Here is a 14407-nt window from a genome sequence, read left to right on the forward strand (position 1 = left end):
ACTCGCTGAGCCACGTCCGCCGCACCGGCCGGCGGCGGCTCGTCCGGTTCGGCCGCGGCGGGCCGCCGCGGTTGCCGATGGGACGAGGTTTCACATTAGCAGTCGGGCGGCTCAGGCCGTCTTGAGCAAACCGGCGGCCCGGGTGATGCCGCGGGCGAGCCCGTTGCGGACCGCCCGGATGCGGCGGGGCCGCTCCACGTGCGGGACGACCGGAGCGTTGGGGCGGGCGCTGGCGAACTCGTACGTGACGCTGTCGACGGCGCTGACGAAGGCGGCTGGCATCTCCACGACGGTCTCCTGACTTCGGAAAACTTCTTCTGTACCGATACAGTAAGCCCGCGGCTCTGTACCGGTCAAGAGATTTACTGGACCGGTACAGAAATCTTCACCACCATGATCACGAGGGCAAGGCAGGGCCTGGCCTAACGTCGCAAGCTGTGCCGGCTCAGATCACGGCCCATCGGGCGAGCAGCAGCGTGAGCAGCAACTGGCCGACGAGCGCGATCACCGCGAACACGCCGGCCTGCACCCCGGGCCGCAGCGGCGACCGCTCGGCGCGGGCCGTCAGTCCATAGGGCACCATCACCGCCGCCGCGATCGGGATGCCGCCCAGCAGGCCGAACAGCAGTGCCCCGGCCCCGCTCATACCGGCTCGAAACAACGACCGCTCGAACGCCAAGCCGTTGACCAGCCGCACCTCGACGGTGGTCCCCGGTGCGATCGCCCCGCCCGTGTTGGACATGCCGACGGTCCGGTCCGGCAGCGACGGCTCCGCGGGCGTGAAGTACCCGACGCAGTCGGTCCACTCCGTCGCGGTCTCCTGGTCGATGATCTCCGAGGAGCAGCGGGAGACCACGACGGTGCCAGGCACGCCGACCCATCCGGAGCGCCCGAGCGACTCCGTGCCCAGTTCCTGCACGAGCTGGGCGTTGAACCACATCCAGACCAGCGCGACGGCGAGCACGCCCAACCATACGAACACGACGGACGCCCTCTCCCGGAAAGCGGCCGCACGACTCATGCCGCCGAAGCTACCGGCGGGCGGCGGGCGGGCCAAAGGCGTCCGCCACGGCTCCGGTGGCCCGACTCGGGGTGCCTCACTTGACCAGCCGGCGGGCGGCGCCCACCGACCGGTGGACGCCGCCTGTGTGAGAACTCGGTCAGGCCGACGCGGGCCTACCGGTAGGTGATGTCGCTCTCCTTGACCTTGCAGTTGCTGTCGTTCCAGCCTTCGCCGAGGTACGAAGGTTCGCTGCCCTTGGGCACGCCCTTGTACTTGCCGCACACGGTGGCGCTGGAGCTGTTGAGCAGGGTGACCCGGGTGATGGTCGCGATGTCGCCCCAGTTGCTGTTGATTCCGGCGACCATGTCGATGTCGTCCAGGATGACGTTATCGATCTTGACGTTGCGCTGGTACGAGCTGGAGCAGTTGCCGCAGGCGCGGTAGAGCTTGCCGGCGGACTTGAGGTAGAAGCCGCTGATGCTCACGGTGCCGTTGCCGTTGTGCTGGAACACCTTGTCGCTGCCGGAACGTGCGCCGCCGCCGATGACGTACGACGTGCCGCCGCCGGTGCCCTTGAAGGTGGCGGCGTCCTCGCCGATGTCGGTCCACCACACGTTCTTGAGCGTGCAGGTGCCCTCGCAGTGCACGCCGTCGCCGGCGGGCGAGCCGAGGATGACGTTCTGCAGCGTGGCGCCGTTGGCCAGCTTGAACATCGGGTCCTGGCTCTCGCTCTGGCCGCCGTCGCCGATGCAGCAGTAGGTCTTCATGCCGCCGTCGAACGTGCCGGAGACGCTGATCGTGCCGGAGACGCTGACCGACCCGGCCGACGTCGGCCACGTGGTGCTGGGGCCGCCGCTGCCACCGGTCGGGGTGGGGGTCGGGTTGGTTCCGCCGCTGCCCGCCTTCACGAGCCGGAACTGCTGGTTGGTGCCGTTGAGGTCCTGGAACTGCGAGATGCGGGCGCCGTCGGCCGACGACCACTCCCACACGTCGAGCGTCTTCGCGCTGTTGCGGTTCTTGAACCGGACCACGTTGTTGCCGTTGTCCAGCAGGGAGAACTGTTGCTGGTAGGCGCTGCTGCCGGCACCGGAGTTCATCTGGACGGTCGCGCCGTCCGCGGTGCTGCTGCCGGCGATCTCGATGACCTTGCCGCTGGCCTTCGACTTGAGGCGGTAGTAACCGCTGCCCATGTCGAGGAACTGGAACTGCTGGTTGGACGCCGAGCTGTCCGGGGTGCGCTGGACGACCGAGCCGCTGCTGCCTTCGATCGCCTTGCCGCTGAACACGTTGACCAGTTGGTAGTAGGCGCTGGTGTCGATGGTGGCGGCTGACGCCGGCATCATCGCGGCCAGGGCGACGCCGCCGACGACGGTGGCGACTGTGGTGATCGCGAGTGCCAGGCGCAGCCGCGGTCGTCGCCTCCGGGCGATGGGTGACGAGTGCATGGGTTCCTCCGTTTGGTCCGCCGATGATCCAATTCGGGGTTGAGGATGGGGAGTGGGGATGGGACGGTGTGTAATCGGGTAAGCGCTTACCAAGCCGTACCGTAGGGCATCTGGCGGAGCTGGTCAATAGGAGACGGTCGATGATGGGAGCGTTCCCGTTTTATGCTGCGGCTACTTGTACCAGGCTGACGAGCCCGAAGGCGTGCCGGCTGGCCAAGCCGAGTCGGACGCGCCGCGGTGTGTGGACGGCAGGCGACTCTTGGCACGATTACGGTCGGTGACCGGGGCACGGCACCGCTGCTTTGACCTCACGCCCACCGACCGGAACGCGATGAAGGGGTCGAGCGGGTGGTGGGCACCGGTGCGATCGACGACCATCACAAGACCGACGACCCCTGCGCATCGCGCGCTTTGCGGCAGACTCGCGTATCGTTCCGGTCGAGCGCAGTCAGGAGGATCATGGCCCCACGGGAGTCGTTCCGCTGATCTAGGTTGACCTGGTGGCTTCGAACCCCGTGACAACCGTTCTGTTCGACTTCGCCTGGACCCTGTTCGCCAGAGACCCCGACCGCTGGGTCGCCAGCGCCGCGGCATTGATCGGCCGGGAGGTGGCTGCCGGTGACGCTCAGCGCATCGCCGCGGAATTCGCTGAGTTGTTGCGGACAACGGCTACGGACCCTGCTCATATTGCCCGCGACTTGGACCCGCAGGTGTGGGACCGGGCGATTCTGGCTGTCCTGCGGCAGATCCGTGGGGTGGACCTGCCGTTTGCGCGAGCCCTGCACGAAACGCACGCCGAAGCACTCGAGCCGTACGTGGACACGTCATCCACTCTCGCCGCCCTGAGCGCGCGCGGCATTCGCCTCGGCGTGGTGAGCAACATCGGCTGGGATATTCGCGAATGCTTTGTCCGGCACGGGCTTGACCGCTACATCGATGCATTCGTACTTTCCTACGAGGTCGGTTTCCTCAAACCCGATGTACGGATCTGGCGTGCTGCACTCGATGCCCTGGAGGCACAGCCAGATCGGACGCTGATGGTCGGCGACCATCCCAGCGGCGACGGCGGTTCCGTGGCCGCCGGCATACCGGCCCTGGTGCTACCGATGACGAGTTCGCCGGCCCAGCTTCGCGGATTCGATCACGTGCTGACGTTGGCCGGAATTTGAAACTGGTTCGGTACTTGGTTTGGTTGAAAGGTGTCTCGACAAGTTCGCCTGGGCGAGACACCTCGGTGCTCCATCCATCCCAGACTTCTGGGATGGGTTCAGGTTTGCCTGACTGCATAGACTGCGTGGCACCACCGCACCGGACCGTACCGGCGCGGTGAGCGCATCTTCCGGCGGCGTGGCGGCCGCCGACCGAAACCAGCGGCTCCCGCCACAATCCAGTCACGTCGCGTTCAGGGGTGTGGTGCGGATGTCGTTGGTCAGTCTCTGGAAGCAGCGTCAGGCCGAGCACGAGAATGCCTTCGGTCAGGCCGCCGACGTCGCCGACGCGGTCGACCAGGCGCTGCGCGGGCTGGCGCGCCCATACGCCGACCTGCCCGGCATCACACAACCCCAGGCGGCATACGCCACGCTGCTGCTCGACGACATGGCTCTGACGGCCCGACGCCTGCTGGCGGCTCCCCGCGCCAAGGCCGCATTCTTGTCCGACGGTGACGCCAGACTCGCGGTGATGCGCGACGACATCATCGACGGGCCCCTCTGGCTCGCTGTCGTGAACGTCGCCAGTCTCGGACTCTTCGTGTTCTACCTGCGAGAGCTCGAACCGCTGGCACCGATCGGCATGGGCCTGCTATGGGTGCTGTCGACGATCGGGCTCTGCGTGACGCTGGCCAAGGTGAGCCCACTGGCCCGGCGCCTGGCCCGGCTGCGCGGCAGACGGGCCGTGCCCTGGTTCTACCGGGTCATCTTCGGCCTGCTGTCGGACGCCGCCGCCCAGCAGACCAGGCCGACCGACCTGCCCGAACCGCAGCTGCGCGCCTGGACCGAGACTGACGTGGCAGCGCTCGCCCGCTGGGTACGGGAGTCCCTGGCCCGTGCCGACCGTGTCCTGGCGAAGGTCCGGGAGTTGCCGACCGGCCGCGACGCCTGGCCGTGGCGGGACAGCACCACGTCGGTCCTGCAGGACCTGCTCGGTGCCGCGAAGCGGCAGGACCAGCAGCGTCTGACGCATGCGGCCGAACGTCTCGGTCCCGCGCTGCTGGCCGAGGGCATCCGGGCCGTGCAGCCCGATGCCGGCAACGCGGCGCTGTTCGAGTCGATCCCCGGGCCGCGCCAGCCGGTGGTGCTGCGCCCGGCACTCGTTTCGGCCGTCGACCCGGCTCGCGTGATCGCACGCGGGCAGGTCGCCAAGTCGTGAGGGAGCCGCATGGCTGACAGGGACATCCGTCGCATCATCGGGTTCGACTTCGGTCACGGTGAGACATCCGTGTCGCGCCTGACGGCCACCGCGTCGCAGCCGACCGTCCTGGAGATCACCCCCGGGCGCAGGGTGATCACCACCGCGGTCGGGATCGCGCCCGGGGGCGTCAGCGTGATCGGCGATGAGGCACTGCGACGGTCGGACGTCACCGACCTGTCCGTGGCGTTCAAGAAGGCGAACCTCAAGGACCGCGCCGTCAGCCGGCCCACAGGGACGTTCGTCGACGCCGTCATCCGGCAGTTGGAGAACAACGGCGAACCGGTCGACGAGCACACACTCGTGGTCTTCGGGCACCCGTCCGGATGGTCCGAAGACGATGTCGCCAACTACGAGAAGGTCCTGTCCGAGATCGTGCGACCGGCGGCGACGCTGGTCATGCCCGAGTCGCGGGCCGCATTCCTGACCATCGTCGAGGAGGCCGGCTCCGATCTCAACCAGGCCACGCTCGGCGAGCGCGTCGTCATCATCGACATCGGCTCCTCCACCACGGATTTCACCCTGGCGATCGAGTCCGAGACGAGCAACGCGCTCGACGACGACGGCAATGCCGCGCTCGGCGGCGCCCTGATCGAGGAATTCCTGCTGGAGCGGGCCATCGACAGCCAGCGCCTGCTGAAGCGGCGGCGGATCCGCCGCATCATGGAACGCCACCCCTCGGAGCGGGCCCGGGCCCTGATCGAGTTCCGGCACCGCAAGGAGGTGTTCTTCACCGGCGAGCGGTTCGAGCCCGGTGAGACCGCGGGCCTGCTGGCCGCGGTGGCGCTGATGGCCGACGGCCCGATCGACCTCACCTACCGGATCACCGCGCGCGACCTCGACGACTCGCTGAACTCGCCACTACCGGCCCTGGGCGGCGCGAGCTGGCTCAGCCGCTACGAGAGCGATCTGAAGGACGTCGCATCCCGCGTGGAGCGGCCCTCGAAGGTCATCCTTGCGGGTGGGGCGAGCCGCATGGAGCCGACCCTGACGGTGGCCAAGGCCGTCTTCCCGACGGCCGAGGTGGTCCGGGCGAGCCAGCCTGAACACGCCGTCTCGCTCGGTCTGGCCCGGGCTGGGGCGATCCACCGGCGCGCGCTGGGTTTCCGCACGAGCGTCGCCGCGATGATCGACGACAACGTCATCGGCTCGGTGGTCAACGACGCCGTGCCGGATCTGATCAGGATCTACACGGACTGGTACACGCACGAGGCGTACGAGCTGGCGCTGCGGCTGATCGGACAGTGGCGCAGCGGCAACATCGACACCCTGGCCGAGGTGAGCAGAAAGCTGTCGGATGAACTGTCCGTCCACCTCGGCGGCGAGCAGGCCCAGACGCGGTTCTACGAGTACCTGCAGCCATGGCACACCCAGCTCAGCACGACCGTCGGCGGGCTCATCAAGGAGGTCAGCGCCCGCTACGACATCCCGTACAAGCTCGTCAAGAACCTGATCGTCGAAGCGAAGTTCGAGCACACCATGTTTCCGGAGGCCAAGGGAGCGCAGGTGCTCGGCCAGGGCGGGGCGGTGCTCGCGTTCGGGGCCTTCGGTGTCACGTTCCTCACCGGTCTGGCGATCGGGTCGCTGATCCTGCCCGGCGCGGGCACCATCATCGGTGGCGTCGTCGGTTTTCTCGTAGGCGCCTTGGCCGGTGCCGAGACCGAGGAGGCGTTCCTCAACCGCAACATCCCCGTGCCCAGCCGGGCCAAGTTCACCGACGAGCTCGTCCGCCAGCGCATGCGCGAGTCTCGTGTCGCGTTCGCCAAGCAGGTCCGGGTCAGCACGGACGAGTTCCTGTCCGAGAGCACGACGGCCGGTGTGGCCAACCGCCGCAAGCTCGTATCCGGGATGGTCCGCCAGATCGAGGAGTCGTTGACGAACGCGGCGATGGCCGTCGAGACGCTGATCCGCTGACCGTCGACGGCGGCCGGGCAGGGCTGGTCGATCACCCGACCTGGTGACTCGTGGCCGCCGGCACGAGCAGCGGTCAGACCCAGCCGCGGCGCCCGGCTGCCAGCCCTGCCTGGAAGCGGCTGCGCGCGTCGAGCCGCTCCATCAGGTCGGCGGCCATACGGCGCACCGTCCGTAGCGAGACGCCCAGCTTGCGGGCGGCCATCTCATCGGTGTGCCCCTCGGCCAGCATCGACAGCAGTTGCTTGTCCTGCGGGTTCAGGCCGTCGTCGTCGATCGGTGCGGGTTCGCCGAAGGGCATCGCGCCGGCCCAGATCTGCTCGAAGAGGGCGTACACCGCGGCCACCATGCCGGGGCTGCGCACCTCGACGGCGCCGAGCCGGCTGTTGTGCGGATCGAGCGGCAGCAGCGCGACCTCGCGGTCGTACACGATGGCCAGCATCGGGATGGTGGAGGCCGTCCGCAACGTGGCGCCGAGACCGGTCAGCCAGCGCGCATGGGTCACCAGCGCCGGATCGTTACGGTAGCTCTCCTGGTAGATCGCGCGCATGGCGACCCCGCGCGCCAGCATCGCCTGGTTCAACGGTGTGCTGGCCGACTTCGCGTCCGGGGTCTGCGTACTGCGCGGGTTCAGGGACACGCACTCGCTGTGCACGTTGCGGCTGAGCTGTTCGATGCGGGCCCGTACCGCGTCGATGCCCTCCAGCCGCGTGGACAGTTCCCGCTGCGCCTGCCGTTCCTGTTCCAGGGCGATCGCGGCGATGGCCTCGCGGGTCGCGGAGATCTGCTGCTGCCGTTCCAGCACCTCCTGCTCGGCCTGTGCGAGCAACGCGGTCAGCCCGACCGAGGGGCCGACCGCCTTCAGCGAGCCGGATTCGTCGTTGGTGAGCAGCGACAGGTCGGCGAGCTGATCGAGTGCCTGCCGGATCTGTTTCTCCGTGGCGCCGAGCCGCTGTGCGAGCTGTTGCACGCTGGCGGTGTGATCGGCCAGCATGGCTCTGTACACCGACTCCGTGAGATTGCCTATGCCGAGCCATGCAAGCATCGACCGCCCCCCTCGTGGCATGGTCCGAGTATCGGCAAGTATCACTGATCAGGCAACCTGCGAGAGGCCCACTGTCCAATATGTGCCCGATCGGCGATGCGGACCGTCCACCTGTTAAGACGGGAGGATCGGGCGTGATCGACAAGTGGAAATACGCCTGTTTCGGGTGGTTAATAAAGTTGTAACAGTCGATGGGCGTTGTCGCTGTCATGGCACTGCGATGCCGCCGCGTCGAGGTGCGGCGGGTAGGCGGCCGATGGTTGACGGGATTGCGGATTCCGTGGGCTGCCGGTATCAGCCTGGTCGTCGCCCCGGCAGCTCATGGCGCAGCGCTGGGGTGTTCAAGACCTGAACATCACGAAGGGACGCGTGCTCGGCGAGCCGATCCACCGCGGCACCGGGATCGGCGCTGAGTGCGGTCGCGGCGCTCAGCAGGACTTCCGCGGACGGTGCGGGTGCGGTAGGCCAGGGCGCGCCAGAGACCATGCCCAGCCGAGTCACGCGCTGAGGTGTCCTGACCCCGGCTGCGTAAGCGATCGCGGCCCCGCCGGAGAACGCCAATACAGCGGTCCGGCCGATCCCAAGATGATCCAGCAAGGCCTCGACGTCATCGGCATCGGTCATCAGGGTTCGCCGAGGATGAAGAGTGGATCCGCCATAGCCAGGCCGGTCGTATGAAAGGATCCGTGCTCCCGGCAGGGCCGGGGCGGTCCGGGAGCTACCGGTGCTGCCATGCAGCCACAGCAGCGTCGGGTCGTCGGCGGCACCGTCGACCTGTCGGCACAGCGCACGGGCTCCGGCCAACCGGATCGTTCCACGCTCGCGCCTTGCCCCACCGCTGACGCCCGGCATCTCCACGGGCGAGCGTACAAGCGTTGATCACGGTCGCGTTTGGACAAGCGTCTGGCTCCCGTTCTCGCGAACGTAGCCATGGGCCTACCTCCCACGGTGAAGGTACGCGGTCACGGCGCTATAGGCCGAGTTGGACCGGATGCGTCGGCGTGCCTGCGGTGAGAAGCGCGGTCAACGGTGTGGCGAGGTCGCGGGGCGAAAACAGCTCACGGCCGGTGTAGTCGACGATCTCCGAGAGCTGCCACCAGCGGAACGCGGCCAGGCATTCGTCGGCGGCGAGTCGGTCGTCGGTCAGCTCGCCGCGGGGTTGGAAGTGGCTCGCGCGGATGAGGAAGTAGTCATTGATCAAGCCGTCGAAACGGGGCGCGAGGCCGTTGCCGACGAGTTCCTGGCGCCAGACGTGTGGTGGGTCCACGGTGATCGTGAGACCTGTCTCCTCGCGAAGTTCGCGACGCAAGGCCGTCAGCGGGTCCTCGCCGGGTTCGATGCCGCCGCCTGGCGCCGCCCACACGCCCTCCGCCTGGGCCGGCACTGCCGGGTGAGGGGGGACGAACCGGCACAACAGTATGCGGTCGTCCTCGTCGAGCACGATCGCACGAACGGACCGGCGCAGGTTCGGCGTCATGGGATGTCGGACGCGGCGTCGGGGCGAACAATGATCGACATCTCTGGAGATTATCAGCCCTCAGCCGGTCTTTGTGGCCCGCCGTTGGCGCTGTGCTGATCAACCTCGTTCCCTGTCCCGGTCGTGGTTCGGCGATGCGGGCTTCGAGGTCGGCGATGCGACGGTCGGCGAAGCGGTGGTGCTCGTCGGCGGCGGCCAGGATCACGGCACAACCCCAGCCGGCCACGCGATCGCAGGGTTCCCGTCCGCCAGCCGAGGAATACAACCTGGTTCGTAGGTAGGCGCTTCACCAATTAGCTGGGAGATGTTCGTCGGCTCCGGCGGCGTCCTGGAACACCTGGCGTTGCGGTGACTGGCCTCTCATGCGTGGCCAAAGCTTCGGTGTGCCCGGCCGCAGCGCCGGTGCCACGGCCCGGAACACGCGCTCCACCGCGGCCTGGTCGTAGTCGCGGTAGTCGTCGGTGGCCACTAGCCACAAACCGCCGTGGCGCAGGGATCGCACCTGGGTGAAGGCGCCGGTGGCCGCCAGCGCCTCGGCGCCGCCGACGACGGCGACGAGTTCTTTCGGCAGGACCGTCAGCCAGGAGTAGCCCCGCAGGAATTCCCGGCAGTGGTTCACCGACATGGTGTGGTCCCACCATTGCCGGGGACGTTCGGGGCTGCGCATCGAGGTCTCGAAGACGGTCGACCCGTCGAAGGTGTAGTCGATGCCGCCGTAGCCGGGGTCATACCCGTCGACGAACGGCCATACCGCTTCCAGGTATCGCCGCTGTAGGCCCGGTCCGTGCTCCGGGTCGGTGAACTCCGACTCGTCCAGATGGGTTTCCAGCCGCAGCCAGTCCGGTGACTCCGCCACCCGGCGCGCGCGCAGGGACAGCGCCCGTCCCGAGCGGTGGCCGCGCTCGTCCAACCGGCCGAACCACATGGACGCCTGCGCGGGCATGTCTGCGAGCTGCGTGCGCAGCCAGCGCATACCCGCCACGGAGGCGTTGCGTTCGATGGCCTTGGACGCCAGGGCCGTCTTCATCCGCCTGCATTCGACGATGCCGAAGACCGTGCCGGGCTGCCCCAGCGGCCCGAAGGGCGTCGGGGACCGGCGGACCTGGGCGGCCAGCGGCCCGATCTCGGCTCGCGCGTCCGGCGCGACGATCATCGACACCTCGTCCAGCCAGCGGTATGCGATGTCGCCGAAGGAGCCGGCCGTGTGGTCCACGTTCAGCTGGACTTCCAGGGTGAAGTGCTCCTCCACGGCTGGCTCCTGTCCGTCGATGTGGCCCGGCGCAATCTAACCGGGACGCGCTCGGGACGGTTTGCCGCCACCTCACCCCTGCCGAGTTCGTTGAGCCAGCAGTTGCCCCCAGCCGCCCGCGACGACCATGTCGACACCTCGCCCGTGGCCTGGGGTATCGGACGGCGGGGAGGTGGCACCAAGACGCCATGCATTTTGGTGCCAATTGCTTTCCATTCACTTCGCCCGCGCGCTCCTACACACTTGTTTCAGCGGGGCCGAAGAGAGGTCCCGAAGACTTCGGAAACGGGTAGCGGACATGAAGTGGACAGCACGGACCATCATTGTTGCGGCGATCGTCACGATGTTCGGAATGGCTCTTGCACAGCCGAGCGCCATGGCTGCACAGCCGAGCGTCACGGCCACTGGCGATTCTGGCGACCCCAAGACTGACGGAGGTAACGAATGGGGCTGACATGCATCTGGTCAGAGTGACGCTGGACAATGCCGGCTCTGCTCGCAAGCAGCTCAGTCAGGCCGTGGCAACGGACCTGATCTGGGCTTACGCGGAAGAACGCGACGCCGTCGAACACGTGCGGGTACAGATCGGCACGGATGTTATGACGATAGTCCTCTTTATTCGCTCCGCCGATGAGACGGTCGCCCAAGACCAGGCGGTCGAGATCGTGACACGAGCGATAAAGGCGCCCGCCCTAGACGGCTGGCACATCAGGTAACCCTCGCAACACGAAATGAAGTCGGCGCCCGCCGGGCGTCGTCGCGATGGCTCGCGCCCACTTATCAATCGTCAGGGAATCGAAGACTCACTACTGGGGACCAAGGCCGCCTCCGGCACGCCGGGGGCGGCTCAACAGTTCACCACGGCTGCCACCCCATGGACTTCTCACCTATCTTCATCGAAGGGAAGACAGTGACCATCCGTGTACTCATCTGCGACGAACTGCCCGTCATCGGGGACGGTCTCAGAACCCTGCTCGACGCGGTCCCGGGCATCGACGTGATCGGCACGACCGACAACGGCATGGAGGCCATCGTCCTCGTTCGGACCGCGCGGCCCGATGTCGTGGTCACCGACCTGAACCTGCGGACGATCTCCGGCCTGGAGATGATCCGCAGGCTCGCCAAGGAGGAGACACCGCCCAACGTCGTGGTGTTCACCGAGTCCGACGCCGACAAGACGGTGAGCGATGTACTGCACGCCGGCGTGAGCTGCCTGCTCGGCAAGGACGCCAGACCGCAGGAGATCATCACCGCGATCCACGCGGCAGCCGCCGGGCAGACCGTGCTCGCACCGAGTGTCGCGCAGCGCCTGGTCAGCTGGTTCCGTACGCAGCCGCACCGCCAGGAGACGGTGCACCCGGGCGCGGACGAGCTGACCACACGGGAGCGGGAAGTGGTCAGGATGGTGGCGCGGGGCATGTCCACCGAGGAGGTGGCCCGCGAGCTGTACATCGGCGAGGCCACGGTCCGTACCCATGTCTACCGGGTGCGCACCAAGCTCGGCGTGCGCGACCGTGCCGAGCTGGTGTCGCTGGCCTACCGGGCCGGTCTCATCCAATCGGACGGACCGGCCTTCGGCGACGAGCGTGTCCTGTCAACGGTGGCAGCGCGTTCGAGGTGATCAGCTATGCCGCGGTCGTCGCCGCGGTCGGGACTTCGGTGCCGGCCGCGGCGCGCCGAGCCGCGCGAACGGCATCGACGCCGACCGTCCGCCACAGGGCGGCCGGGTCGCCGTATCGAGCCGATTCGGCCGCGGCCAGCCGGAAGTACCGGTGCAGGCCGAGTTCTGCCGTCATGGCGCGCACTCCGCAGCTCTGCATGCTCAGCCGCACGACGTCGCGTGCCGTTTCCGCGGCCATCGCCAGCGCCATGATCGGTTCCGTGCCGACCGCGTCCGGCTCGTTGTCGACCATCCAGGCTCCCCGGTACACCGCCGCCCTGGTCGCGCGCAACGCCACCATGGCCCGGGCCAGGGGGAACGAGACCGCCGGCAGGTCACGCAGCCGGGTGCCGAACTGCCGACGGAAGCCGGTGTATTCCACCGCGATCCGGTGTGCGCCGTCGGCGATGCCGAGCAGGTAGGCGGCCTGCCGCAGCCGGGCTCGGGCCAGCGGGCCCGCGAGCGCGTGGTCGAGTTCGCCGATGACGTCGCCCGTTGCGACCGGTGTGGCCTCGAACCGGACGACCGGCGGCCAGCACCCGCCCTGCACGCTGACCCCGGCGGCGTCTCGCGGCACCGCGACCAGGACCGGGCCTGCCGAACCCGTCGTGACCGGCACCAGCAGCAGCGCGGGATCGGGATCGTCGAGGGTGACCGTGCCGGTCAGCTCCCAGCCGTGCGCGCCCGGTGTCGCGGTGACGCCGCGCCCGGTCGGCAGAGTCTCCAGCCCGGCCAGTGCCACACCGCCTGCCGGGCACCCGACGTCGGCGGCCATCGCGTCTGCCCGGTAGGAGTTGCCGCACGCCGCGCGGCCGAGTTCCTCGCTGACGAGCACGCCGGCGGTCAGGCCGAGATCGAGTCCGCCGACGAAGGCAGGCCGTTCGAAGTCGGCGACGCCCAGTTCGTCGAGCACGGTCCGGGTGGGCCCGCGCCCTCCGTCGGCGACCGGTGCGCCGTGCACACCCGGCAGCACGGGCACCGCGGCCAGCGCTGTACGCAGCGCCTTGCGCACCTGGATGGACAGCGGATCGGGCGTGAGGTCCATGTCAGTTCTCCTGGTGTGCAAGGGAGTCGAACGCGGCGGCCATGATCTGCAGCATCACCTCGGAGGTGCCCGCCGACAGCGTCAGCCCGGGCGCCTCCCGGTACGCGGAGTTCAGGATCCGGGCCGGCCCGGTGCGGTCGGCCCGCTGCTCGGGAGTGGGGATGTCGACCGCCCATGCCGCGATGCTCTGGGCGAGTTCGCTGCTGTGGTACTTGGCGGCGGCGGCCGCGACCGGATCGACGCGTCCGGCCTGGATTCCGGTGAGCACTTCCCAGGCCAGGGCGTGGTCGGCGGCGAGTGCGCCTTTCCAGCGGCCGATCTGTTCGACGTGGTCGAGGTGCGGGGAGTCGGGCTCCCGGTCGATCAGCGACTCCAGCGCGGCCTGCAGCCAGTGTTCGGCTTTGAGGAAGTAGTCCAGGCCGGTGCGTTCGATGGTCAGTGCCTCGTTGAGCAGCGGCCACCCCTCGTCGCGCGGTCCGATCAGGTTCGCGCCCGGCACGTGGACCGCGTCGAGCTCGATCTGGTGGAAGTGCTCGTCGCCGATGCCGGGTATCACCGACACCGTCACCCCGGGGGCGTGCAGGTCGACCAGGAACAGGCTGATGCCCTGGTATTTGCCGGCATCGGGTGAGGTGCGGGCCGCGCACAGGCCGAGGTCGACGAACCGGGTCTTGAGGCTGAACACCTTGGTGCCGGTGATGCGGTAGCCGTCGCCGTCGGGTGCTGCGACGGTCCGCAGCGCGCCGAGATCCGATCCGGCGTCCGGTTCGGTGTAGAGCACCGATGCGAAGCTCTCCCCGCGCGCCAGCGCCGGCAGGTGCCTGCGTTTCTGCTCCGCGTCGCCGGCCATCAGCAGGAACTGGCCGACGATCTGGATCGTGTTGACGTGCAGCGTGTCCGGCACTCCCGCCCGCACCAGCTCCTCGGCGACGATCGCGGCATCGGTGAGCGGGCGTGCCTGCCCGCCGTACTCGACCGGCCAGTGCACGGCGAGCAGTCCCAGCTCGCCGAGCAGGCGGTAGAGCGGGCGGGCGTCGGGCTCGACACCGTCCGCGCCGGTGGCCTGCGCCGCCGCGTCACGCACCTGCTCGCAGCGCAGCGTTTCTCGCACGTCCGCCCGGAAGCGCTGTTGATCCTCGGTGAATCCGAACCGCATGGAGGTCTCC

The 14407-nt window shown here is 68.5% G+C and carries 14 protein-coding genes; 5 read left to right on the plus strand and 9 right to left on the minus strand.

The window, feature by feature from the left end; translation table 11 throughout:
* Positions 1-111 precede the first annotated feature (111 nt).
* The 3 genes from HAV39_RS13765 to HAV39_RS13775 all read right to left on the minus strand — a co-directional run bounded on the left by HAV39_RS13765 (position 112) and on the right by HAV39_RS13775 (position 2448).
* Entirely contained in the window at positions 112-288 is a 177-nt protein-coding gene (locus tag HAV39_RS13765) for a hypothetical protein (RefSeq protein ID WP_191839612.1), read from the minus strand.
* A 157-nt stretch (positions 289-445) separates the two neighbouring features.
* Positions 446-982 (minus strand): hypothetical protein, encoded by a 537-nt coding sequence (locus HAV39_RS13770; protein WP_191839613.1) that lies wholly within the window; start codon positions 980-982, stop codon positions 446-448.
* A 194-nt stretch (positions 983-1176) separates the two neighbouring features.
* On the minus strand, positions 1177-2448 hold the full coding sequence (locus HAV39_RS13775) for a pectate lyase (RefSeq protein ID WP_191839614.1): 1272 nt from the start codon (positions 2446-2448) through the stop codon (positions 1177-1179).
* A gap of 500 nt (positions 2449-2948) precedes the next feature.
* Between HAV39_RS13775 and HAV39_RS13780 the strand changes: the two genes are divergently transcribed.
* The 3 genes from HAV39_RS13780 (at position 2949) to HAV39_RS13790 (ending at position 6768) form a co-directional block, all read left to right on the plus strand.
* Complete coding sequence (locus HAV39_RS13780; protein ID WP_239120626.1) at positions 2949-3617, plus strand: HAD family hydrolase; 669 nt, start codon at positions 2949-2951, stop codon at positions 3615-3617.
* 250 nt (positions 3618-3867) lie between these two features.
* A complete protein-coding gene (locus HAV39_RS13785) occupies positions 3868-4815 on the plus strand; it encodes a hypothetical protein (RefSeq protein ID WP_191839615.1) in 948 nt (315 codons plus the stop codon).
* Between the two features lie 9 nt (positions 4816-4824).
* Complete coding sequence (locus HAV39_RS13790; RefSeq protein WP_191839616.1) at positions 4825-6768, plus strand: hypothetical protein; 1944 nt, start codon at positions 4825-4827, stop codon at positions 6766-6768.
* A 73-nt stretch (positions 6769-6841) separates the two neighbouring features.
* On the opposite strand, the gene HAV39_RS42220 is transcribed toward HAV39_RS13790, so the two are convergent.
* The 4 genes from HAV39_RS42220 to HAV39_RS13810 all read right to left on the minus strand — a co-directional run bounded on the left by HAV39_RS42220 (position 6842) and on the right by HAV39_RS13810 (position 10536).
* Complete coding sequence (locus HAV39_RS42220; RefSeq protein ID WP_239120625.1) at positions 6842-7735, minus strand: helix-turn-helix domain-containing protein; 894 nt, start codon at positions 7733-7735, stop codon at positions 6842-6844.
* Positions 7736-8104: 369 nt separating this feature from the next.
* Positions 8105-8662, minus strand: coding sequence for an alpha/beta fold hydrolase (locus tag HAV39_RS13800; RefSeq protein WP_191839785.1), 558 nt, complete (start codon positions 8660-8662; stop codon positions 8105-8107).
* A 118-nt stretch (positions 8663-8780) separates the two neighbouring features.
* Positions 8781-9287: an NUDIX hydrolase gene (locus HAV39_RS13805; RefSeq protein ID WP_191839618.1), complete on the minus strand. Its 507-nt coding sequence runs from the start codon at positions 9285-9287 to the stop codon at positions 8781-8783.
* Between the two features lie 286 nt (positions 9288-9573).
* Entirely contained in the window at positions 9574-10536 is a 963-nt protein-coding gene (locus tag HAV39_RS13810) for a hypothetical protein (protein WP_191839619.1), read from the minus strand.
* Positions 10537-10991: 455 nt separating this feature from the next.
* Between HAV39_RS13810 and HAV39_RS13815 the strand changes: the two genes are divergently transcribed.
* Together HAV39_RS13815 and HAV39_RS13820 are read left to right on the plus strand one after the other, a co-directional pair.
* Complete coding sequence (locus tag HAV39_RS13815) at positions 10992-11252, plus strand: hypothetical protein (protein ID WP_120319589.1); 261 nt, start codon at positions 10992-10994, stop codon at positions 11250-11252.
* A 194-nt stretch (positions 11253-11446) separates the two neighbouring features.
* Entirely contained in the window at positions 11447-12157 is a 711-nt protein-coding gene (locus tag HAV39_RS13820; RefSeq protein WP_203736281.1) for a response regulator, read from the plus strand.
* Positions 12158-12161: 4 nt separating this feature from the next.
* On the opposite strand, the gene HAV39_RS13825 is transcribed toward HAV39_RS13820, so the two are convergent.
* Positions 12162-13241 (minus strand): acyl-CoA dehydrogenase family protein, encoded by a 1080-nt coding sequence (locus tag HAV39_RS13825; RefSeq protein WP_191839621.1) that lies wholly within the window; start codon positions 13239-13241, stop codon positions 12162-12164.
* Between the two features lies 1 nt (position 13242).
* Positions 13243-14397 (minus strand): acyl-CoA dehydrogenase family protein, encoded by a 1155-nt coding sequence (locus tag HAV39_RS13830; RefSeq protein ID WP_191839622.1) that lies wholly within the window; start codon positions 14395-14397, stop codon positions 13243-13245.
* Between the last annotated feature and the right edge of the window lie 10 nt (positions 14398-14407).

The sequence above is a fragment of the Catellatospora chokoriensis genome (assembly GCF_011297315.1).
Lineage (GTDB): Bacteria > Actinomycetota > Actinomycetes > Mycobacteriales > Micromonosporaceae > Catellatospora > Catellatospora citrea.